This window comes from Streptomyces sp. NPDC039424, from assembly GCF_055639495.1.
On record NZ_JBVKAI010000020.1, the window covers coordinates 74,272 to 94,283 of the forward strand.

General features: G+C 72.1%; 18 protein-coding genes. 8 read left to right on the forward strand and 10 right to left on the reverse strand.

Features of this window, described 5'->3' with window-relative positions:
* Nucleotides 1-6 precede the first annotated feature (6 nt).
* Nucleotides 7-768, reverse strand: coding sequence for a MerR family transcriptional regulator (locus tag ACZ7L0_RS35290; protein ID WP_471246635.1), 762 nt, complete (start codon nt 766-768; stop codon nt 7-9).
* Between the two features lie 110 nt (nt 769-878).
* On the opposite strand from ACZ7L0_RS35290, the gene ACZ7L0_RS35295 reads away from it, so the two are divergent.
* Nucleotides 879-2,165, forward strand: coding sequence for an ion channel protein (locus tag ACZ7L0_RS35295; protein ID WP_471246636.1), 1,287 nt, complete (start codon nt 879-881; stop codon nt 2,163-2,165).
* A 32-nt stretch (nt 2,166-2,197) separates the two neighbouring features.
* Nucleotides 2,198-3,610: a glutamate decarboxylase gene (locus tag ACZ7L0_RS35300; protein ID WP_471246637.1), complete on the forward strand. Its 1,413-nt coding sequence runs from the start codon at nt 2,198-2,200 to the stop codon at nt 3,608-3,610.
* 20 nt (nt 3,611-3,630) lie between these two features.
* Here the strand turns inward: ACZ7L0_RS35300 and ACZ7L0_RS35305 are convergent, their stop codons facing one another.
* From ACZ7L0_RS35305 to ACZ7L0_RS35330, 6 genes are all read right to left on the reverse strand, one after another.
* Nucleotides 3,631-4,392, reverse strand: a complete 762-nt coding sequence (locus tag ACZ7L0_RS35305; RefSeq protein WP_471246638.1) for an ABC transporter permease — start codon at nt 4,390-4,392, stop codon at nt 3,631-3,633.
* Nucleotides 4,389-5,354 (reverse strand): ATP-binding cassette domain-containing protein, encoded by a 966-nt coding sequence (locus ACZ7L0_RS35310; RefSeq protein WP_471246639.1) that lies wholly within the window; start codon nt 5,352-5,354, stop codon nt 4,389-4,391. The genes ACZ7L0_RS35305 and ACZ7L0_RS35310 overlap by 4 nt, the downstream gene beginning before the upstream one ends.
* Before the next feature lie 84 nt (nt 5,355-5,438).
* On the reverse strand, nt 5,439-6,080 hold the full coding sequence (locus ACZ7L0_RS35315; protein WP_471246640.1) for a PadR family transcriptional regulator: 642 nt from the start codon (nt 6,078-6,080) through the stop codon (nt 5,439-5,441).
* An 18-nt stretch (nt 6,081-6,098) separates the two neighbouring features.
* Nucleotides 6,099-6,635, reverse strand: coding sequence for a DinB family protein (locus ACZ7L0_RS35320; RefSeq protein ID WP_471246641.1), 537 nt, complete (start codon nt 6,633-6,635; stop codon nt 6,099-6,101).
* Nucleotides 6,636-6,727: 92 nt separating this feature from the next.
* On the reverse strand, nt 6,728-8,188 hold the full coding sequence (locus ACZ7L0_RS35325; RefSeq protein ID WP_471246642.1) for an aldehyde dehydrogenase family protein: 1,461 nt from the start codon (nt 8,186-8,188) through the stop codon (nt 6,728-6,730).
* Nucleotides 8,189-8,344: 156 nt separating this feature from the next.
* A complete protein-coding gene (locus ACZ7L0_RS35330; RefSeq protein WP_471246704.1) occupies nt 8,345-9,169 on the reverse strand; it encodes a helix-turn-helix domain-containing protein in 825 nt (274 codons plus the stop codon).
* 333 nt (nt 9,170-9,502) lie between these two features.
* Between ACZ7L0_RS35330 and ACZ7L0_RS35335 the strand changes: the two genes are divergently transcribed.
* A complete protein-coding gene (locus ACZ7L0_RS35335) occupies nt 9,503-10,000 on the forward strand; it encodes an ATP-binding protein (RefSeq protein WP_471246643.1) in 498 nt (165 codons plus the stop codon).
* 96 nt (nt 10,001-10,096) lie between these two features.
* Here the strand turns inward: ACZ7L0_RS35335 and ACZ7L0_RS35340 are convergent, their stop codons facing one another.
* Nucleotides 10,097-10,366, reverse strand: a complete 270-nt coding sequence (locus tag ACZ7L0_RS35340; protein WP_389143463.1) for a DUF397 domain-containing protein — start codon at nt 10,364-10,366, stop codon at nt 10,097-10,099.
* Nucleotides 10,367-10,833: 467 nt separating this feature from the next.
* Between ACZ7L0_RS35340 and ACZ7L0_RS35345 the strand changes: the two genes are divergently transcribed.
* Both ACZ7L0_RS35345 and ACZ7L0_RS35350 read left to right on the forward strand, forming a co-directional pair.
* Nucleotides 10,834-11,334, forward strand: a complete 501-nt coding sequence (locus tag ACZ7L0_RS35345) for a hypothetical protein (RefSeq protein WP_471246644.1) — start codon at nt 10,834-10,836, stop codon at nt 11,332-11,334.
* Between the two features lie 81 nt (nt 11,335-11,415).
* Nucleotides 11,416-11,931 (forward strand): DUF4232 domain-containing protein, encoded by a 516-nt coding sequence (locus ACZ7L0_RS35350; RefSeq protein WP_471246645.1) that lies wholly within the window; start codon nt 11,416-11,418, stop codon nt 11,929-11,931.
* 3 nt (nt 11,932-11,934) lie between these two features.
* Here ACZ7L0_RS35350 and ACZ7L0_RS35355 read toward each other — a convergent pair whose 3' ends face one another.
* Nucleotides 11,935-13,041 carry a DUF2786 domain-containing protein gene (locus ACZ7L0_RS35355; RefSeq protein ID WP_471246646.1) on the reverse strand — a complete coding sequence of 369 codons (1,107 nt, stop codon included), beginning with the start codon at nt 13,039-13,041 and terminating at the stop codon, nt 11,935-11,937.
* Nucleotides 13,042-13,167: 126 nt separating this feature from the next.
* Here ACZ7L0_RS35355 and ACZ7L0_RS35360 point away from each other — a divergent pair, with 126 nt between their 5' ends.
* The 3 genes from ACZ7L0_RS35360 to ACZ7L0_RS35370 all read left to right on the forward strand — a co-directional run bounded on the left by ACZ7L0_RS35360 (nt 13,168) and on the right by ACZ7L0_RS35370 (nt 16,359).
* Nucleotides 13,168-13,794 carry a LysE family translocator gene (locus ACZ7L0_RS35360; protein ID WP_471246647.1) on the forward strand — a complete coding sequence of 209 codons (627 nt, stop codon included), beginning with the start codon at nt 13,168-13,170 and terminating at the stop codon, nt 13,792-13,794.
* 61 nt (nt 13,795-13,855) lie between these two features.
* Nucleotides 13,856-14,623 (forward strand): Clp protease N-terminal domain-containing protein, encoded by a 768-nt coding sequence (locus ACZ7L0_RS35365; RefSeq protein WP_471246648.1) that lies wholly within the window; start codon nt 13,856-13,858, stop codon nt 14,621-14,623.
* Between the two features lie 50 nt (nt 14,624-14,673).
* Nucleotides 14,674-16,359: a bifunctional 3'-5' exonuclease/DNA polymerase gene (locus tag ACZ7L0_RS35370; RefSeq protein ID WP_471246649.1), complete on the forward strand. Its 1,686-nt coding sequence runs from the start codon at nt 14,674-14,676 to the stop codon at nt 16,357-16,359.
* A gap of 15 nt (nt 16,360-16,374) precedes the next feature.
* Here the strand turns inward: ACZ7L0_RS35370 and ACZ7L0_RS35375 are convergent, their stop codons facing one another.
* Entirely contained in the window at nt 16,375-19,617 is a 3,243-nt protein-coding gene (locus tag ACZ7L0_RS35375) for an AfsR/SARP family transcriptional regulator (protein ID WP_471246705.1), read from the reverse strand.
* Nucleotides 19,618-20,012 lie beyond the last annotated feature (395 nt).

The following is a 20,012-nucleotide window of genomic DNA, read 5'->3' on the forward strand; positions in this document are numbered from 1 at the left end:
AGGGGGTCACGAGGTGTGCCGGGCCGCGTTCGCGGTGATCGCCTCCTTGAGGTGCTCCGCGAAGCCCGGGCGCATGGAGTCGAAGTACGCCTTGAAGCGCTCGTCGGAGACGTACATGTCGCCGAGGCAACGGTGCATCTCGTACGGGCAGTCGTAGAACCATGTGCCGATGTGCCGCCGGTGCTCCTCGGCCCGGTCCATGGCCGCCTCTCCGGTCGGCGGCTCCCCGGCGGCCATCAGGGCCTTGTAGCGTTCGGCCCAGGCGTCGGCTTCGGCCTGCATGCGCTTCCAGTCGTCCTTGGTGTAGCGGGCGGCGCGGCGCTGCGACTCGGCGTAGGCCTCCGTGCCGCCCCAGCGCCGCTCGGTCTCCTCGGCGTACCGCGCGGGGTCGTCATCCCCGAAGACCTCGAACCGTTCCTCGGGTGTCAGGTTGATGCCCATCTTGCGTGCCTCCATGGCTTGCTCCACGGCCGCGGCCATCTTCTGCAGCTTCTCGATCCGGGCGGTCAGCAGTTCGTGCTGGCGGCGCAGGTGTGCGCGCGGGTCCGCCTGCGGGTCGTCGAGCAGGGCCGCGACCTCGTCGAGCGGGAAGCCGAGCTCCCGGTAGAACAGGATCTGCTGCAGCCGGTCGAGGTCGGCGTCGCCGTAGCGCCGGTGACCCGCGTGGCTGCGCTCGCTCGGGACGAGCAGGCCGATCTCGTCGTAGTGGTGCAGGGTGCGCACCGTGATCCCGGCGAACCCGGCGACCTGTCCGACGGAGTAGCTCACTTCCGCTCCTTCTCTCGGTACGCACTCCACGGTGGACCCTCACGTGACGTGAGGTGCAAGCCCGTTTCCCTCGGGATGTTGCGCCGGTTTTGTCCGCTTATGGTGATCTCGTGGCCCAGGACACCGCGCGGCAGAAGCCCCCGACCGCCCCGGCGACGACCGCGCGTGCCCTGTTGCCGCTGATCCTGCCCGCTCTGGTCGTCGGGATCGGGTCCTGCCTGCTGTTGCTGCTGGTGAGCGGGGTGGCCGAGCGGCTCCAGGACGTGCTGTGGACGGACCTGCCGGACGCGCTCGGGGTGGGCCGGTACTCGGTGCTGTGGATGCTGGTGATGCTCACAGCGACGGGTGCACTGGTCGGGCTGGTGGTGTGGAAGGTGCCCGGGCACGCGGGTCCGGACCCGGCCACGTTGTCGCTGCACGCCGTGCCGCTGCCGCCCGCCGTGCTGCCGGGACTGCTGCTGGCGACCGTGCTGATGCTCGCGGGCGGACCCAGTCTCGGGCCGGAGAACCCGATCATCGTGGTGAACGTCGGGCTCGCGCTCTGGCTCGGGCAGCGGCTCATCCCCCGGCTGCCGGGCGGCCTGTGGGCCATGCTGGCGGAGTCGGCGACGATCGGCGCGCTCTTCGGCACGCCGGTGGCGGCGGCGCTGGTGATCTCCGAGGCGCTGGCCGGACGGCCGCTCAAGGGGGCGCTGTGGGACAACGTGTTCGCTCCGCTGGTCGCCGCGGCGGCGGGCGCGCTGACCGCCGCCCTGGTGGCCCACCCCGCCCTGGACCTCGGTCTGCCCCCGTTGGGCCGACCGGACTGGGGTGATCTCGTGGCCGCCCTGGTGATCGCGCCCGCGGCGGCCCTGCTGGGGCTGTGCGCCGTGTACGCCTTCCCGTATGTGCACGGCGGCTTCCGGCGGCTGCGGCACCCGATGCTGGCCCTGCCGGCCGGCGGGCTCGTGCTGGGGCTGCTGGCCGCCCTGGGCGGGCAGCTGACGCTCTTCAAGGGACTGGCCCAGGCCGCGGAGCTGGCGCGGGATCCCGAGGGCTACTCCGCCGGGCGGCTCGCGGTCTTCGCGGTGGTGAAGACGGCCGCACTGCTGGTCGCCGCGTCCTGCGGCTTCCGCGGCGGGCGGATCTTCCCGTCCGTGTTCATCGGTGTCGCGCTCGGTCTGTGCGCGCACGCGTGCGTGCCCGCCGTCGATCCCGCGCTGGGCGTGGCGGCGGGCGTGCTGGGCATGCTCCTGGCGATCACCCGGCAGGCCTGGGTGAGCCTGTTCACGGCCGCGATCATCGTGGCCTCGCCGACGGTCCTCGCCGTGCTCTGCATCGCCTCGCTGCCGGCCTGGCTGCTGGTCACGGGGCGGCCCCAGATGCAGTTGCACGAGGACGGAACCTCGGTCCGCTGACCCTGTCGAGACCCCTTCAGGAAGGCACCTCCATGGCACTGCACAAAGGCCCCGGGAAGCACGACGAGCGGCCCCTGTCGGTCAACCCGTTCTTCGGCGAGGCGAACCCGGTCGCGGACATGACCGAGGCCCCGCCCAAGCAACGGCTGCCAAAGGCGCCGCTGCCGCCGTCGACCGCGTACCAGCTGGTCCACGACGAGCTGATGCTGGACGGCAACTCGCGGCTGAACCTGGCCACCTTCGTCACCACCTGGATGGAGCCGCAGGCCGGGGTGCTGATGGCCGAGTGCCGGGACAAGAACATGATCGACAAGGACGAGTACCCGCGCACCGCCGAGCTGGAGCGGCGCTGTGTGGCGATGCTCGCCGACCTGTGGCACGCGCCGGACCCGGCCGCCGCGGTGGGCTGTTCGACGACCGGCTCCAGTGAGGCGTGCATGCTCGCCGGGATGGCGCTCAAGCGGCGCTGGGCGCGGCGCAACGGCGACCGCTACCCCTCGCCGACCGCCCGCCCGAACCTCGTCATGGGCGTCAACGTCCAGGTCTGCTGGGACAAGTTCTGCAACTTCTGGGAGGTGGAGGCCCGCCAGGTGCCGATGGAGGGCGACCGGTACCACCTCGACCCGCAGGCGGCGGCCGAGCTGTGCGACGAGAACACCATCGGGGTCGTCGGCGTCCTCGGCTCCACCTTCGACGGGTCGTACGAGCCGATCGCGGACCTGTGCGCGGCCCTGGACGATCTCCAGGCGCGCACCGGTCTCGACGTCCCCGTGCATGTGGACGGCGCGTCCGGCGCCATGATCGCGCCCTTCCTGGACAAGGACCTGGTGTGGGACTTCCGCCTCCCGCGCGTCGCCTCGATCAACACCTCGGGGCACAAGTACGGGCTGGTCTACCCCGGGGTCGGCTGGGCGCTGTGGCGGGACAAGGAGTCCCTCCCCGAGGAGCTGGTGTTCCGCGTCAACTACCTGGGCGGCGACATGCCGACCTTCGCCCTCAACTTCTCCCGGCCGGGCGCCCAGGTGGTCGCCCAGTACTACACGTTCCTGCGGCTGGGCCGGGAGGGCTTCCGGGCCGTGCAGCAGACCACGCGGGACGTCGCGCGGCAGCTCGCCGACCGGATCGAGGCGCTCGGCGACTTCCGGCTGCTGACCCGGGGCGACGAACTGCCGGTGTTCGCCTTCACCACCGCCGAGGACGTCACCTCGTACGACGTGTTCGACGTCTCCCGGCGCCTGCGGGAGGCGGGCTGGCTGGTGCCCGCCTACACCTTCCCGCCCAAGCGGGAGGACCTGTCCGTCCTGCGGGTGGTCTGCCGCAACGGCTTCTCCGTCGACCTCGCCGAGCTCTTCGTCGAGGACCTGGGCCGCCTGCTACCGGAACTGCGCCGGCAGCCGCGTCCGGTGACGCGCGACAAGGGCACGGCCACCGGGTTCCACCACTAGGCCGTCTCCTAGGCCGTGTCCTAACGGCCCAGGCGCGCGAACTTCCGTACCGCCAGCGGGAAGAACACCGCCAGCAGGGCGAGCGGCCAGGCGAGGGCCGCCCAGGTGTGCCCCGGTTCGCCGCCGGAGCCGCCGAGCAGGTCGCGTACGGCCGCCGCCGTCTGGGACAGGGGGTTCCACTGGACGGCCGTGCCGAGCCAGTCGGGCATGGCGGCGGGGGTGGCGAAGGCGTTGGAGAGGAAGCCGACCGGCCAGACCAGGATCTGCACGGCCTGCACCAGCTCCGGCTTGCCCGCGAGCAGGGCGAGGTGGATGCCGACCCACAGCATGGCGAAGCGGAACAGGAGCAGCAGCCCGAAGGCGGCCAGGAAGGCGCCGGGGCCGCCGTGCGCGCGCCAGCCCAGCGCGTACGCCACCCCGGTCATCAGCGCGAGCGCCACCGCCGACTGGAGCATGTCGGCAGCCGAACGACCCACCAGCACCGCCCCGTCCGCCATCGGCATCGAGCGGAAGCGGTCGATGACGCCCTTGTTGAGATCCTGGGTGACCGCGAGCATGGTGCCCTCCAGGCCGAAGGCCATGGTGAGCGCGAGCATGCCGGGCACCAGGTAGTCGACGTAGTCGCCGCGCACACCCCGGCCGCCGCCCACCAGATAGCCGAACATCAGCAGCAGCATCACGGGGAAGACCAGGGCGATCAGCACCTGCCCGGGCCGCCGTGCCCAGTGGGCGAGTTCGCGGCGGGTCATGGTCCAGGAGTCGGCCACGAAGTAGGTGCTCACAGGGTCTCCTTCGTACGGTCCGTGCGGTCGCCGCCTCCCGTGAGGTGCAGGAACACCTCGTCCAGCGTGGGGCGGCGCAGGGCCACGTCCACCGCCTCGACGCCGGCGGACTCCAGGGCCCGTACGACCCCGGAGAGTGCCGCCATCCGGTCGGTGACCGGGGCGCTGAGCAGTCGGCGGTCGGGGTCGACGGAGATGTCCTCGGGCGGGAGCGGCAGCAGGGCGACGGCGGCGCCGAGCTGGCCGGCGTCGCGCAGGACGACGTCGATGCGGTCGCCGCCGGTCATGGCCTTGAGGTCGTCGGCCGTGCCGTCGGCGATGACGCGGCCGTGGTCGAGGACCGAGATGCGGTCGGCGAGCTGGTCGGCCTCCTCCAGGTACTGGGTGGTCAGCAGCACCGTCGTACCGCCGCCGACCAGGGAGCGGACGGACGACCACACCTCGGCCCGGCCGCGCGGGTCGAGGCCGGTGGTCGGTTCGTCGAGGAAGAGCACCTCGGGTTCGGTGATCAGGGCCGCGGCGAGGTCGAGGCGGCGCCGCATGCCGCCGCTGTAGCGGCCGACCGGCTTGCGGCCGGTGCCGTCGAGGCCGAAGCGCTCCAGGAGCTCGCCTGCGCGTACGCGGGCGGGGCGGGCGCCCAGGTGGTGGAGGCGGGCGAACATCTCCAGGTTCTGGCGGCCGTCGAGTTCCTCGTCGAGGGCCGCGTGCTGGCCGAGCAGGCCGATGCGCCGGCGGACCGCGCGGGCCTCGGTCGGCACATCGTGCCCGGCGACCGTGATCCGGCCGCCGTCCGGCCGGAGCAGGGTGGACAGGATCCGGACCAGGGTGGTCTTGCCCGCGCCGTTGGGGCCGAGCAGTCCGTGCACCGTGCCGCGGGTGACCTGGAGGTCGAGCCCGTCCAGTGCCTGTTTGCCGCCGTAGGCCTTGCGTGCGCCCTCGACGGTGATAGCCGTGCCGGCCACTTGCCACTCCCCCTCGCCGATCTGTGTAGTCAAATTTGATTACCCGGTGAAGGTAATGCCCAGCGGGGCATTGGTCAAACTTGATCAGTGACTGTCTTCCGGATGCCGCTGCCCCGTCGCGTACGGGTTCTCCTCGCCCTCGGCCAGGACGCCGACGAACGGTTCGCCCTCGCCGGCGAAGGTGTAGGCGCCGCCTTCGAGGCGTTCGATGAGCCCGCGGGTCCAGGCGGCGTCCGAGTCGGCCGTGTGGACCCACAGGTTCATGATCTCCCCGATGTGGCCCAGCTGTTCGGGCCCGTTCTCGGGGATGTAGTGCTCGGTCACGGCGGACCGCCACTGCCCGATCCGCCGGATCCGCTCCTTGAGCAGGGCCACCGCCTCGTCCCGCTCCAGCTCGACCAGGAAGCCGATCCCCGCCGACTGGATGTCCATCTTCTGGTCGTAGGAGACCAGGGACTCGCGCAGCAGCCGGAAGAACTCCTCCGTCCCCCAGTCGGTGATCTCGTACTCGGTGCGCGGCGGGCCCCCGGCCGTGGACGGCGCGATCTCGTGCGCGTGCAGCAGCCCCTGCTTGGCCATCTGCTTCAGGGCGTGGTAGATCGAGCCGGGCTTGGCGTTGGACCACTCGTGCGCGCCCCAGTACTCCAGGTCGTTGCGCACCTGGTAGCCGTGGGCCCGCCCGTGCTGGCGGACCGCGCCCAGCACGAGGAGACGGATCGTTGACATGCGGTCCAGGTTATGACCTCAGTTCTCGGCGAGAGCAACCAGCTCGAACGCCGTCTTCCCGTCCAGCGACTCCCGGATGATGTCGGCGTGGCCCGCGTGCCGGGCGGTCTCCCGGATCAGGTGCAGGCACAGCCAGCGCAGCGAGACGGCCTCGTCCGGCGGGAACCAGGGGTCGTTCGGCAGCGGGAAGGTGTCGTCCAGGCTCGGCGCGGAGCGGATGAAGGCCTCCGTCTCGGCGGCGACCTCCTCCCAGTACGCCAGCTGCGAGGCGAGGGTCTCGCCGTCGGCCAGCTGGAAGCACTCGTGCCAGTTCGACTCGTCCCGCTTGACCGCCGGCGGCTCGCCCTTGGCGCGGGCGATCCAGCCCTGCTCGACCTCCGCGACATGCTTGACCAGCCCGCCCAGGGACAGCTCGCTGGCGCTGGGCCGGCTCGCGGCCTGCTCCTCGCTCAGCCCCAGCACCGCCCGCCGGATGCCGCCGCGCTGCTCCGCGAGGAAGGAGAGCAGCGCTCCCCGCTCGTCGCCCTGCGCCTCGGCTCGCACGTGAGTGACCATGACCGTCCGCCTTTCATCGGGGGTTCCTGCCTGACACCGACGACGTTACGGACCCTTGCGGTCAGCTTCTGTCCGCGACTACGGGACCGGACTCAGAACGGAAAGGCGCTCCGCCCGTACTGCACCGAGATCCACTTCAGCGTGGTGAAGGCGTCCAGCGTCGTCTCGCCGTTCAGCCGGCCGATCCCGGAGTGCTTCTCGCCGCCGAAGGGGACCAGCGGCTCGTCGTGGATCGTGCCGTCGTTCACATGGAACATGCCGGTGTCGATCCGCTTGGCGAAGGACACACCCCGTTCGACGTCCGCGGTGTGGACGGCGCCGCTCAGGCCGTAGGGCGTGTCGTTGACGATGCGGACCGCCTCCTCCTCGCCGTCGAAGGGGACGAGCAGGGCCACGGGCCCGAAGATCTCCTTGTGCAGGAGGGAGGAGCCGGAGGGCACGTCCGTCAGGACGGAGGGCTCCACCAGGTTGTCGGTGGTCGAGCCGCGTACGAGGAGCGTGGCGCCCTCGGCCACGGCCTGCTCGATGGTGGCCGAGATGGTGTTCGCCTGAAGGGAGTTGATGACCGGACCGATGACCGTCTGCGGGTCGCTCGGGTCACCGGTCTTCAGCGTTCTGACCTTGGCGACGAACTTCTCGGTGAACTCGTCCGCCACCGACCGGTCCACCAGGACGCGGTTGGCGGCCATACAGACCTGGCCCTGGTCGGCGTACCGGCTGAAGACGGCCGCGTCGACCGCGTAGTCGACGTCGGCGTCGTCCAGCACCACCAGCGCGCTGTTGCCGCCCAGTTCGAGGACCGTGCGCTTGAGCTGCGCGGCGCACACGGTGGCGATGTGCCGGCCGACCTTGTCGGAGCCGGTGAAGGAGATCAGCTTGGGGACGGGGTGCTCGATGAAGGCGTCGCCTATCTCGGCTATGTCGGTGAGCACCACGTTCAGCAGGCCGGGCGGCAGACCGGCGTCCTCGAAGAGCTTCGCGAGCAGCGTGCCGCCGCAGATCGGGGTGTCCTGGTGCGGCTTGAGGACGACGGCGTTGCCGAGGGCGAGGGCCGAGGCCACCGGCTTGACCGACAGCAGGAACGGGAAGTTGAAGGGGCTGATGACGCCCACCACGCCTACCGGGACGCGGTAGAGGCGGTTCTCCTTGCCGTCGATCGGCGAGGGCAGGAACCGGCCCTCGCAGCGCAGCGCCAACTGGGCCGACTCGCGCAGGAACTCCTTGGCCAGGTGCAGTTCCAGCTGCGCCTTCATCCGGGTGCCACCGAGCTCCGCGATGATCATCTCGGTGATCTCGGTCTCCCGCTCCTCGACGAGGCGCAGGACCTTCTCGAAGAAGACGCGGCGGGTGTAGGGGTTGGTCTCGGCCCATTCCCGCTTCGCGCGGGCCGCCGCCCGGTAGGCCTCGTCGACCTCGTCGGTGGTGGCTATCGTGATCGAGGCCAGCTTCTCACCGTCGTACGGGTTGAAGTCGATGATGTCCCAGGAGCCGGTACCCGGGCGCCACTCACCGTCGATGTACTGCTGGGCCAGGTCGGTGAAGCAGGACGACATGTGATCCCTCGATCCTTGCTGCCGAAGCGGTCGAGACAGACACCCGATCAACTTCACGGTCCGATGAGACTGATCACACATCATCGTACTTGTGATTGTGGTGAGTTGGGGTGTCACCTGGGGACACGACGGCTGTGAAGTCAAGGGCGCCCTGCGTCAGGACAGCTGCAGCAGCCCTCGCAGCAGATCCCGGCTCTCGTCCGGTCCGGGGCTGTCCTGCTGGAGCTCCTTCAGGGCCTGTTCGTACTGGGCGACGTCCTCGCGCTTGTCCAGGTAGAGCGCGCTGGTGAGCTGCTCCAGGTAGACCACGTCCGACAGATCGGACTCGGGGAAGCTGAGGATCGTGAAGGCACCGCTCTCCCCCGAGTGGCCGCCGAAGCTGAACGGCATGACCTGCAGCCGGATGTTGGGCCGCTCGGAGATCTCGATCAGGTGCTGGAGCTGGCCGCGCATCACCTCGCGGTCGCCGTACGGGCGGCGCAGGGCGGCCTCGTCGAGGACGATGTGGACGTCGGGGGCGTTCTCGGCCACCAGGTACTTCTGCCGCTCCAGGCGCAGCGCCACGCGCCGCTCGACATCGGCCGTGCTCGCGCCCTTCATACCGCGCCGCACGACCGCGCGGGCGTACTCCTCGGTCTGCAGCAGACCGTGCACGAACTGCACCTCGTACGCCCGGATCAGGGAGGCCGCGCCCTCCAGGCCGACATAGGTGGGGAACCAGCTCGGCAGGACGTCGGAGTAACTGTGCCACCAGCCCGCCACGTTGGCCTCCCTGGCGAGGGAGAGCAGAGACTCGCGCTCGGCCTCGTCCGAGATGCCGTACAGCGTCAGCAGGTCCTCCACGTCCCTCGTCTTGAAGCTCACCCGGCCCAGCTCCATCCGGCTGATCTTCGATTCGGAGGCCCGGATCGAGTAGCCCGCCGCCTCTCGCGTGATCCCCCGCGATTCACGCAGTCGCCTGAGTTGTGATCCGAGCAGCATGCGCCGCACCACCGATCCCGGCTCTCCCGCGCTCACGTTCGCCAGCCTCCCCAACCGTCTTCAGGGGCCGCAGTCTGCCACTAAAACACTTCGAGCAGTACTCGTCCGGTTACGGAAACGGAAAGACGCCAATGATTTCACACAGGAAGTTGCAAGGGAGAGGTGTGGGACGTGCATGAGCTTGGCGGAAAAAATGGCCAACAAGCGGTACGGGGCGGCTCAATTCGGTCTCGTGCACGTGCATCTGCCCTTGCATCTGCTGTGCGCATCCGAAACCATGGTCCCGCGCCACCGCTGCATCGCAACGACCGCGAATTCCCGGGAGTGCCTCGCATGGGGACGAATGGATCGACCATGCTCGAGCCGTTACGGCAGGGCCTTCCGCCGCTGGATCCCGCGGCCGTGTCCAGCGCCGCCTCCTGCGCTCTGCCCGCCCGCTACGAAGCGGTGCGCGAGGCCCGCCTGTTCACCCGCCGGACGCTCGACCAGTGGGACGTGGGCGACCGCTTCGACGACATATGCCTGGTCGTCTCCGAACTGGTCACCAACGCCCTGCGGCACGCGCTGCCGGGCGACACCGGGCGGTGCGCGGACCATGCCTCGTCGGTGCGGCTGCACCTGATGCGGTGGACCGAGCGGCTGGTGTGCGCGGTGCGCGACCCCAGCCACGAGACCCCGGTCGCACGCGACTCGGACGACTTCTCGGCGGAGTCGGGACGCGGTCTGTTCCTCGTCGACTCCTTCAGTGACGGCTGGGGCTGGCACCCGCTGGCCGGCACCCTCGACGGCAAGGTCGTCTGGGCGCTGTTCCGGCTGCGGCCGGACGAATGACGAAACGCGGCGTCGTCCGACGCCGCGTTTCTACGCGCGTCCAGCGCGAGTGTTGTCGTGAAGGCCCTGGTGTGTCCCCGGCCGGGCGCGTGTGCGTCAGCCTGCTACCAGGTGGTCGAACTCGCCGTCCTTGACGCCCAGCAGCATCGCCTCGATCTCCGCGCGCGTGTAGACGAGCGCGGGACCGTCCGGGAAGCGCGAGTTGCGCACCGCCACATCTCCGCCCGGCAGTCTCGCGAACTCCACGCAGGAACCCTGCGAGTTGCTGTGCCTGCTCTTCTGCCAGGCCACTCCGTCCAGCTGCGTGGCAGCCATGCCGTTGTACACGTCGTACCCCCCGTACACGCCGTCAACGTCGCGGTCCACAGGTCGCTCCCCGGTGGTGCACTTTGGCTGGTGTGGCCATAGATGCTTTGGTCAACTGTGCCGGATCATAACCCTGTTCACGTGCAGATGCATGGGCAGATGCACGTGCACGAGGGGTGGCTCTCCGGTTACAGCTTGGACGACTGCCGTACCGAAGCTGTTCCAGCGCCTGCCCCAGTGCTCGCCGCACATGCGAACGCCGACCCCCGTCCGTGATCATCAGCGCATGGTCTGCGCCCAGGTCGTCCGGTTCGAATCCTTCGTGCACTAGGAAGAGACGCGCATCGCGCCCTTGGTGTTCCAACGTTCACATATTGGTGCGGTCCGCGAGATCGGCCGGATCGGCGTCAGCCGGGCATCCGGAGGTCCTCCTGGGGAGTCCTGGTAGCTTGCTGCGGTCCCTCCGGCCAACCGGCGGCCGACCGGCTACAGCTTGGGAGCTTGCAGTGATTTCGGCGACTACGAGGGTGGCGACCACGAGAGCGCGGATCACGGCCGTGGCCGCGGCGCTGGCGGGCGCGCTGGCGCTGACCGCGTGCGGCGGCGGGGGTGACTCCGAGGACGACGCCTCGACCAGCCCGAGCGCGTCCTCGGCCCCGGCCTCGACCGCGAACACCGGGGGCGGTACGGGCGGGGTCACCGGCGCGTCCGACGACCTGCAAGGCAGCTGGCTCGCCACGACCGACGGCAAGGCGGTCGCCCTGGTGGTCAACGGCAAGAAGGCCGGGCTCTTCGCGACCGGCGGCACCGTGTGCAGCGGGACCGCCGGCGAGGAGGCCGGGATGGAGATGATCCACCTGACCTGCGCCGACGGCAGCAAGGCCCGGGCGACCGGGATGGTCGGCTCGGCCGGCAAGAACGCGATGACGGTGACCTGGTCGGGCAAGCTCGGCAAGGAGAAGTACACCAAGGCCGAGGGCGGAAAGCTGCCGCCGGAGCTGTCGACGGCCGCTTCCCCCGCGTCGTAGCGGTGGGGCGTGCGACGGGGCACCGGGCGCAGGCGTGATGATGCTGGGGCACCGTCACGATTTCGACAGGGGACTCCACTCATGCGCGCCATTCCGCTCACCGTCACCGCCCTCGCCGCCGCCCTCGTCCTGACCGCCTGCGACGACGGCGACGGCGGCGGCGGCAAGGGCAAGAGCAGCTCCGCCTGCGAGATCGGCGGGGTCTCCGTGCAGGTCGGGTCCGCGAGCGTGGCCCCGGCCGCCGGTGACACGGGCGAGGTGCCCGTCAGCATCACCAACCAGAGCAAGCCGTGCACCCTGGACGGTTTCCCCGACGCCACCCTGGACGGGGGCGGCGCCTCGGTGAAGCTCGCCGCCCAGCAGGGCGCGAAGGCGCAGAAGCTGAAGCTCCAGAAGGGCGACTCCGCGTCCTTCACCATCACCTACGAGCGCAGCGCGGCGGGCGACAAGAACAGCCTCGCCGCCAAGACCGTGAAGATCGGCCTGCCCGGCGGCGGCACCCCGCAGACCTTCCCCTGGAAGTACGGCCCCGTCGCCGGCAAGAGCAAGGCGGGGGACCAGGCTTCCGTGAGCGCCTTCCAGCAGGTGGGTGACTGAGCGTCAGTCGATCACCGGGCGGGCCCTGACCTGGGCCCGGTCGGCGGCCCGGGCGCCCTCCGTCCAGCCCGCCGCGTCGCTCACCCCGCGCAGACGGGTCGTGGTGGTCTGCGGGAACAGGTGCTCCAGGCGGTCGGTGACGGCCATCTCGCGGGTGGCCAGGACCGGGAGGAGATCCTGGGTGACCTGGGTCTCGGCGGCGGCCGTGAGGCGCTCGCCGACGCGGTGGGCGTAAGCCGCGAGGAAGGACTGCCGGAAGGTCTTCGTCCGCTTCCGGCCGCCCGCCCTCTGGGCCGCCTCGGCCTTGGTCATCGCGTGCGTGGCCTGGACGAGGAGCGAGGTGTAGAGCAGCTCGACCGACTCCAGATCGGGCTCGAAGCCGACGACCGTGGAGAAGCCCAGCGGTTCGTTCCACACCGCGCGGCAGTGGTTGGCGGTGGCGACCGCGTCGAGCAGGACCGCCTTGGCCTGCTCGTACGGCGGCTCGACACCGATGCGGCAGGCGCCGGGCGCGTCCGCCGAGGGCGCCCCGGCCGCGAGCAGCGCCTCGTCGATGCTGTGCCGTGCCATCAGCTCCTGCGCCTTGGCGCTCAGCGCCTCCGCCTCCTCCGGGTACCCGGTCGCCTCGGCCTTGGCGAGCAGCGCGCGGATCCGGGTGAGCATGCGGGAGGCGGGCCGGTGCTGCTCCCGGCGGGGTTCCTCCAGGGGTTCCAGGGCGGGCAGGCGCAGCAGCAGGCGGTAGAGCTCCAGGACGGCGGTGGCGTGCGAGAAGCGGTCGGGCCCGCGCGAAGGGGCGGCGGGGAGGTCGTCGAGCTGCGCGGTCCAGCGAGGGCCACGCGGCCGGTCCCGCGGCGCCTGCGCGCGGATCAGCGCCGCCGCCAGGGCCACGTGCACGTCGTCCAGCTCGCGCCGCACCAGCCGTACGACGTCGGCGGGCTGCCAGCCGCGCCGCCAGGCCGTCTCGACGAACTCCTCCCCGCGCCGGGCCAGTTCGGCGTCCGCCGCGGGGTCGGACGCGAGGAGGGAGGCGCCCGTGTCCAGGCCGGGGTCGGAGTCGTCGTACAGGGCGGCCCGGAAGGCTCGCTCGACGGTGGTGGTTTCGCTGCTCACCCGTCGATCGTGCCATGGGACGCCGACAAAGGGCCGCGGTTGTCCACAGGCTGTGGACAACCGTCCGTGGTCCTGGCGTCTCGCTCTCCGGAATTCGGTTTGGCCATCCCGGTGGCCGCGCGAAGCATGGTCGACACATCTCTCTACGCGGCGTTCCTCGTCGCGGCCTTCGCGCTCTGCGTCACTCCCGGCCCCGACATGATGTTCATCGTGGCGATGGGCGGCCGGGGCGGCCCGTCGGCGGGGGTGACGGCCGCCGTCGGGGTGGCCTGCGCGATGTTCGTGCACGCGGTCGCCGCCGCGCTCGGGCTGTCGGCGCTGTTCCTGACGCTGCCGGTGCTCTACCACGTGCTGCGCTGGGCGGGCGCCGCCTATCTGCTGTACCTCGCGGTCAGGGCGTTCCGCGGCGGCTCCGCGCCGGTCGAGGCGGAGGGCACCGCGGGCCCGGGGCGGTGGCGTGCCTTCTGGCGAGGAGCCGTCACCAACCTGCTCAACCCCAAGGTGATCCTCTTCAACGTCTCCTTCCTGCCGCAGTTCGTGAACCCCGAGCTGGGCCACGTACGGGAGCAATTCCTCGTCCTCGGCGCCACGATCACGGTGATGGGCCTGCTCGTGGACGGCTCGGTCGGGCTGCTGTCCGGGAAGCTCGCCACGCTGCTGCGGCGCAGCCGGCGGGTGGCGCGGGGGCTGGACCTCCTGAGCGGGACGGTGTTCGCGGGGCCGGCGGTACGGCTGGCGGCGGCGCCCAGGTAGAAATCCCGCCACCTGTCAACTTCGGGTTGACGCCCTCGGGCCGTCAACCTACGGTTGACACATGACGACGAACTCTCCCGGCACGGCTTCCGTGCGACTCGACGACCTCATCGAGGCCATCAAGAAGGGCCACACCGAACCCCTGGACCAGCTCCAGGACGCGGTGATCGCCGCCGACCACCTCGGCGACGTCGCCGACCACCTGATCGGTCACTTCGTCGACCAGGCGCGGCGCTCCGGCGCGTCCTGGACGGACATCGGCAGGAGCATGGGCGTCACCCGGCAGGCTGCGCAGAAGCGCTTCGTGCCCAAGGAGTCGGCCGACCTGGACCCGAGCCAAGGCTTCAGCCGCTACACCCCGCGCGCGCGGAACGTGGTCATGGCCGCCCACAACGCGGCCAAGAACGCCCGCAACACCGAGGTGCTGCCCGAGCACCTCGTCCTGGGCCTGCTCGCGGAGCCCGAGGGCCTCGCCGCGAAGGCGATCGCCGAACAGGGCGTCTCCTTCGACGCCGTCCGCGAGGCCGCGACCGCCGCGCTGCCCCCGGCCGCGGACGAGGTGCCCGAACTCGTCCCGTACGGCGCCGCCGCCAAGAAGCCCCTGGAGCTCACCTTCCGCGAGGCCCTCCGCCTCGGCCACAACTACATCGGCACCGAGCACCTCCTGCTGGCCCTGCTGGAGTACGAGAACGGCGAGGGCGTGCTGAGCGGCCTCGGCATCGACAAGCCGAAGACCGAGCGGTACCTCGCGAAGGTGCTGTCGCTGCTCGTGCTCGGGCAGGAGGAGGAGACGGGGGAGAAGACGGAGGAGAACGGACCTGAGAGCTGAAAGGCGCAGGTCAGCGCCGTTTGTCAGACCCGCCTGCCACACTCGCGACCATGACCGACCGCTGGGCCCTCGCCCCGGCCGAGGACGGTGGCGCGGAGCTCGCCCCCCTCGGCCCGGACGGGCTGCCCTGCGGGCCGGCGAGGCGGGAGCCCGATCTCGCCGGGGCGGTGCGGAGCCGCCCGGAGGTGACGCGCTGGGTGTGGCTGTCGACCGCCGAGGTCTATCCGCGTCTGCTCGCCACGGGGGTGCGAGTGGAGCGGTGCTACGACATCGAGGACGCCGAGACACTCCTGCTGGGCCACGAGGGCCGGTACGGCGAGCCGCGTTCGGCCGCCGCCGCCCTGGCCCGCCTCCGGGGCGGCCCCGTACCGCCCGATCCGCCGCAGCGCTCCGCCGAACCGGGCGCGCAGTCACCGCTGTTCGAGCCGCAGGGCGCCCGCCTGCCGCTGACGGACCTCCTCGCGGTCTACGCCGAGCAGCAGCGGCGGCACGACCGGGCCGCGCACCCCGACCGGATGCGGCTGCTGACGGCGGCCGAGTCGGCGGGGATGCTGGTGGCCGCCGAGATGAACCGGGCGGGACTGCCGTGGAGCGCGGAGGTGCACCGCGAGCTGCTGCGCGACCTGCTCGGCGAGCGGTACGCGGGCGGGGGTGAGCCCCGCCGTCTGGCCGAGCTGGCGGACGAGGTGTCCGCCGCGTTCGGCCGCCGGGTGCGGCCCGATCTGCCCGCCGACGTGGTCAAGGCCTTCGCGCAGGCCGGGATCAAGGTGAAGTCCACCCGCCGCTGGGAGATCGCCTCCGTCGACCACCCGGCGGTGAAACCGCTGCTGGAGTACAAGAAGCTGTACCGCATCTGGGTGGCGCACGGCTGGTCCTGGCTGCAGGACTGGGTCCGCGAGGGGCGGTTCCGGCCGGAGTTCCTCGCGGGCGGCACGGTCACCGGACGCTGGGTCACCAACGGCGGGGGCGCGCTGCAGATCCCCAAGGTGATCCGGCGGGCCGTGGTCGCCGACCCCGGCTGGCGGCTGGTGGTCGCCGACGCCGACCAGATGGAGCCGCGGGTGCTGGCGGCGATCTCCCGCGACCCCGGGCTGATGGAGGTGGCGGGCCGGGAGAGCGACCTGTACCAGGCCGTCTCCGACCGGGCCTTCTCCGGCGACCGCGCACAGGCCAAGCTCGCCGTGCTCGGCGCGGTCTACGGCCAGACCTCCGGCGACGGCCTGAAGAACCTCGCCGCGCTCAGACGCCGCTTTCCCCGGGCGGTGGCGTACGTCGACGAGGCGGCGCGGGCCGGCGAGGAGGGGCGGCTGGTGCGCACCTGGCTGGGGCGGACCTGCCCGCCCGCGGCGAGGTCCGGCGAGGACACGGCGGAGGAGGCGGGCATCCCGGTCGGGGACGAGGAGACCGACGGGCAGCAGTGGGTCCCCGGTTACGCCTCCACCAACGCCCGCGCCCGGGGCCGCTTCGCCCGCAACTTCGTCGTCCAGGGCAGCGCCGCCGACTGGGCGCTGCTGCTGCTCGCGGCGCTGCGGCGGAGCTGCGCGGACCTGGCGGCCGAGCTGGTCTTCTTCCAGCACGACGAGGTGATCGTGCACTGTCCCGAGGAGGAGGCCGAGGCGGTGGTGGCGGCGATCCGGGAGGCGGCGGGCCTGGCGGGGCGGCTGACCTTCGGTGAGACGCCGGTGCGGTTCCCGTTCACGACGGCGGTGGTGGAGTGCTATGCGGACGCCAAGTGATCCGGCACCCGCTGCTCAGCCGGCTCCCGCGAGCAGCTCCCGCAGCTCGGCCAGGACCGCCGTCTCGTCCGTTCCGTCCAGCGCGGTGAGCGCCGCGCGCCACACCTCGTGCGCCTCCGCCACGCGCCCCTTCTCGTGCAGCAGGAGTCCGTGCTGGTGCCGGGCGAGGCCGCCCACGTAGCGGTCGGCGCGGGCGTCCGCGCGGCCGAGCAGCTCGGCGCACTCGCGCCCGGCGCGTTCGGTGCGGCCCAGGTGCCTGAGCGCGCGCACCAGGCCGAGCCGGGTCTGGGACTCGCCGTGCCAGTCGCCATGGCCGCCGAGGATGCGCAGGCTCTCCTCGAAGTGCGCGGCGGCGGCGGCCGGTTCGCCGAGGGTGAGGTGGGCGTAGCCGATGTTGCAGTGCGCGGAGTGCTGCACGATCACGGCGCCGATCGCGTCCCCGATGGCCAGTGAGCGCCGGTGCTGCTCGATGGCGGCGCGCGGGTCGGTGTGCTCGTACAGGTTGCCGAGGTGGCTGTAGGTGACGGCCTCGCCGTAAGGGTCGTTGAGCTGCCGCGAGTACTCCAGGCTCTGCCGCAGCGCGTCCCCGGACTCCGCGTACCGCCCGAGGCCCTCCAGCAGCAGCCCCCGGTTGTTGAGGCAGCGCCGGATCCAGGAGACCGTGCCGAGCCGCCGCCAGATCGTCAGGGACTGGTCGGTCAGGGCGAGGGCGTCGTTCTGCCGTCCGGTCAGGAAGTGCAGGCCCGCGAGGTCGCCGAGCGCGTACGCCTCGGCCGCCTCGTCGCCGAGCCGCCGCGCCGTGTCCAGGGCGGCCCGGCCGAGCACCTCCATCTCGGCGACCCGGCCGCTGCGCTGGACGTAGGGGAAGAACAGCCGGGCGAGGGTGGAGAGATGGGCGGCCTGCCGGTCGTCCGGTGTCCCGGCGTACCGCTCGACCAGGGCGACGACGTTCTCCAGTTCCCCCTCGCCCCAGGCGAAGGCCTCCTCGGCGGAGCCGAAGGGCGGTACGGCCCGCACGGTCGCCGCGTGCGCGGGCGGCTGGGCGGCGGTCGGGCGACGGCGGTCGTCCTGGTCGAGGCCGGGTTCCACGATCGCGGTGAGGGTGCGCTCGGCGACGGCGGCGTACCAGCCCAGGGCGGTGGTGGCGGCGGTGTCCTCGCCGGGGCCGGCGAGTTCGCGGGCGAAGTCGCGGACCAGGTCGTGGGGTGCGTAGCGGCCGTACGCCGTCTCCTCCAGCAGGGCGACGTCGACCAGGCGGTCCAGGGCGGCCTCGGCTCGGCGCTCGTCGGTGCCGGTGAGGCGGGCGATCAGGGCCGCCCCGTAGGCGGGCAGGTCGAGGGCGCCGATGCGGCGCAGGACACGGGCCGCGTCCCGGTCGGCCTCGCGGACGGAGGCGGCCAGCGCGTCGTGCGCGACGGCCAGGGAGCGGCGGACGCTCAGGTCGTCGTACTCCAGGTGGTGCAACCTGCCCTCGGTGGCCGCCAACTGACCCGCGAGCATGTCCGGGGTGAGGGCGTGTCGGGCGGCCAGCCGGGCGGCGACGACCCGCAGGGCGAGCGGCAGGCGGCCGGTGAGTTCGACCAGGGGGTGCCCGGCGTCGAGTCCGTCGCGGCCGGAGACCGTGCGCAGCAGCGCCGCGCTGTCCTCGCCGGTCAGCGGTCCGAGCGGGAAGCGACGGGCGCCGTCGAGGGCGGCCAGCGGGGAGCGGCTGGTGACGATCACCGCGCACCCGGGGCCGGCCGGCAGCAGCGGCCGTACCTGCGCGGCGTTCGCGGCGTCGTCCAGCACCATCAGGGTGCGGGTCGGCGCGAGCAGGGAGCGCAGCAACGCGGCGGCGGCGTCCGGGTGTTCGGGGATGCCCCGGGGTTCGGTGCCGAGGTCGCGGAGCAGGGCGCCGAGGGCCTGGGCGGGGGCCAGCGGGGACATGCCGGGGGTCGCGCCGTGCAGGTTGACGTACAGCTGGCCGTCCGGGAAACGCTCCCGCAACTGGTGTGCCACACGCAGGGCGAGGGCGCTCTTGCCGACGCCGGCCATGCCGCTGATGACGGCGACGACGGAGCTCCGGGCGGTGGCCGCGTCCTCACCGGGTCCGGCGAGGGCGCGGCGCAGGTCGTGGAGTACGGCGCCGCGGCCGGTGAAGTGGGCGGGTGGCGGCGGGAGCTGCGCGGGGCGGGGCGCACGGGGCGCCGGGTCGGTGTCCTCGCGAGTGGACGCGGGGTGGTGCGGGGTGCCCTGCTCGGGCGGCGGGTCGTCGTCCGAGCCCGTGTCGGCGTCGGGGTGCGCCGCTCGCCGGTCCCCGCCCGCGAACTCACCGTTCTCGATGGACAGGTGCCCCTCGTACGCGCCCTCCCGCGCGCCGCTCCCGGTGGAGTCGGCCGGGTCCCCGGCCGCCCGCAGCACCTCGACATGGGCCTTGCGCACCGCCGGGCCCGGCTCGACGCCGAGTTCCTCGACGAGGCGGGTGCGCAGGTCGCGGTGGACGGCGAGGGCCTCGGCCTGGCGGCCGGTGCGGTGCAGGGCGAGCATGAGCTGGCGGTGGTAGGCCTCGCGCAGCGGATGCTCGGCCACGAGGGCGGCCAACTCCGGCACCAGCGCGGCCAGCCGGGGCCCGCCGAGGGCCAGTTCGGCGTCGTACCGCCACTCCAGCAGGAGCAGCCGGGCCTCCTCCAGGCGCTGGGCGAAGGCGTATCCGCCGAGTTCGGCGGGCAGTCCGCTCAGCGGCGCGCCCCGCCACAGCGCGAGCGCCGCCGTGCAGGCGCCCAGCACGCCCGCCCAGTCCCGGCGGCCGTGCGCGGCCCGTGCCTCGGCGACCCGGGCGTCGAAGACGTGCACGTCCAACTCGCCCTCGTCGACCCGCAGCAGATACCCCGGCGGCACGGCCCTGAGCCGCTCCGGCTCGTCGAGGAGCCTGCGCAGCCGGGTGACGTGGTTGTGCAGCGAGGCCTGCGCGGACGCGGGCGGCGCGCCGCCCCACAGCGCGTCCTTGAGCGAGTCGACCGACACGACACGGCCCGCCTCCAGCAGCAGCGCGGCGAGCAGGGCGCGCACCTTGGGGCTGCCGATCGCCCGGACCGAGGGGGCGAAGCCGTTGCGGTCGCCGGTGTCGCGGGCGCGGGTGTCGCACACAACCCGGTCGTCGGCGCGGTCGTCGGAGGCGTCACACGCGCGGCCCTCGGCGTCGTACGAAATACCGTACAGCGCACGGTCGTACAGAACGGGTGGTCCCAGCAGTCCGAACCGCAGCCCGCACCGCCGCATCAGCCGTTCCACTGCCTTCCCGCGCGGTCCCGTCCGACCGTGCTCCACGGTGGGCCCGGACCCGCCGTCCATGGCGGATTTCCGCCCTGTCCCCGGCGGTTTCCCGCCACCTTCCCTCTCCCGGACGCAGCTGGAATCCGCTACGGTTCCGGCCTACTGCCGCCATTGCCCGACGACTTCACGCCAGTTCGCCCGCGGTTCCAGAAAAGAACCGTTGGCCACATGTTAGCGATCCGTTGGTGCGTCCTGATGTGATCGTTCCATCGGATCTGGCCCGACGGCGCGCGCGTACGACGCGTAACTCGGGGGAGTGTCGCCGCTGGCCGGATCCGGGGACGCAAGAGGGCCCCGGTCGGCGGAGGTGACCGACCGGGGTCCTTGTCCCGCATGTTCTT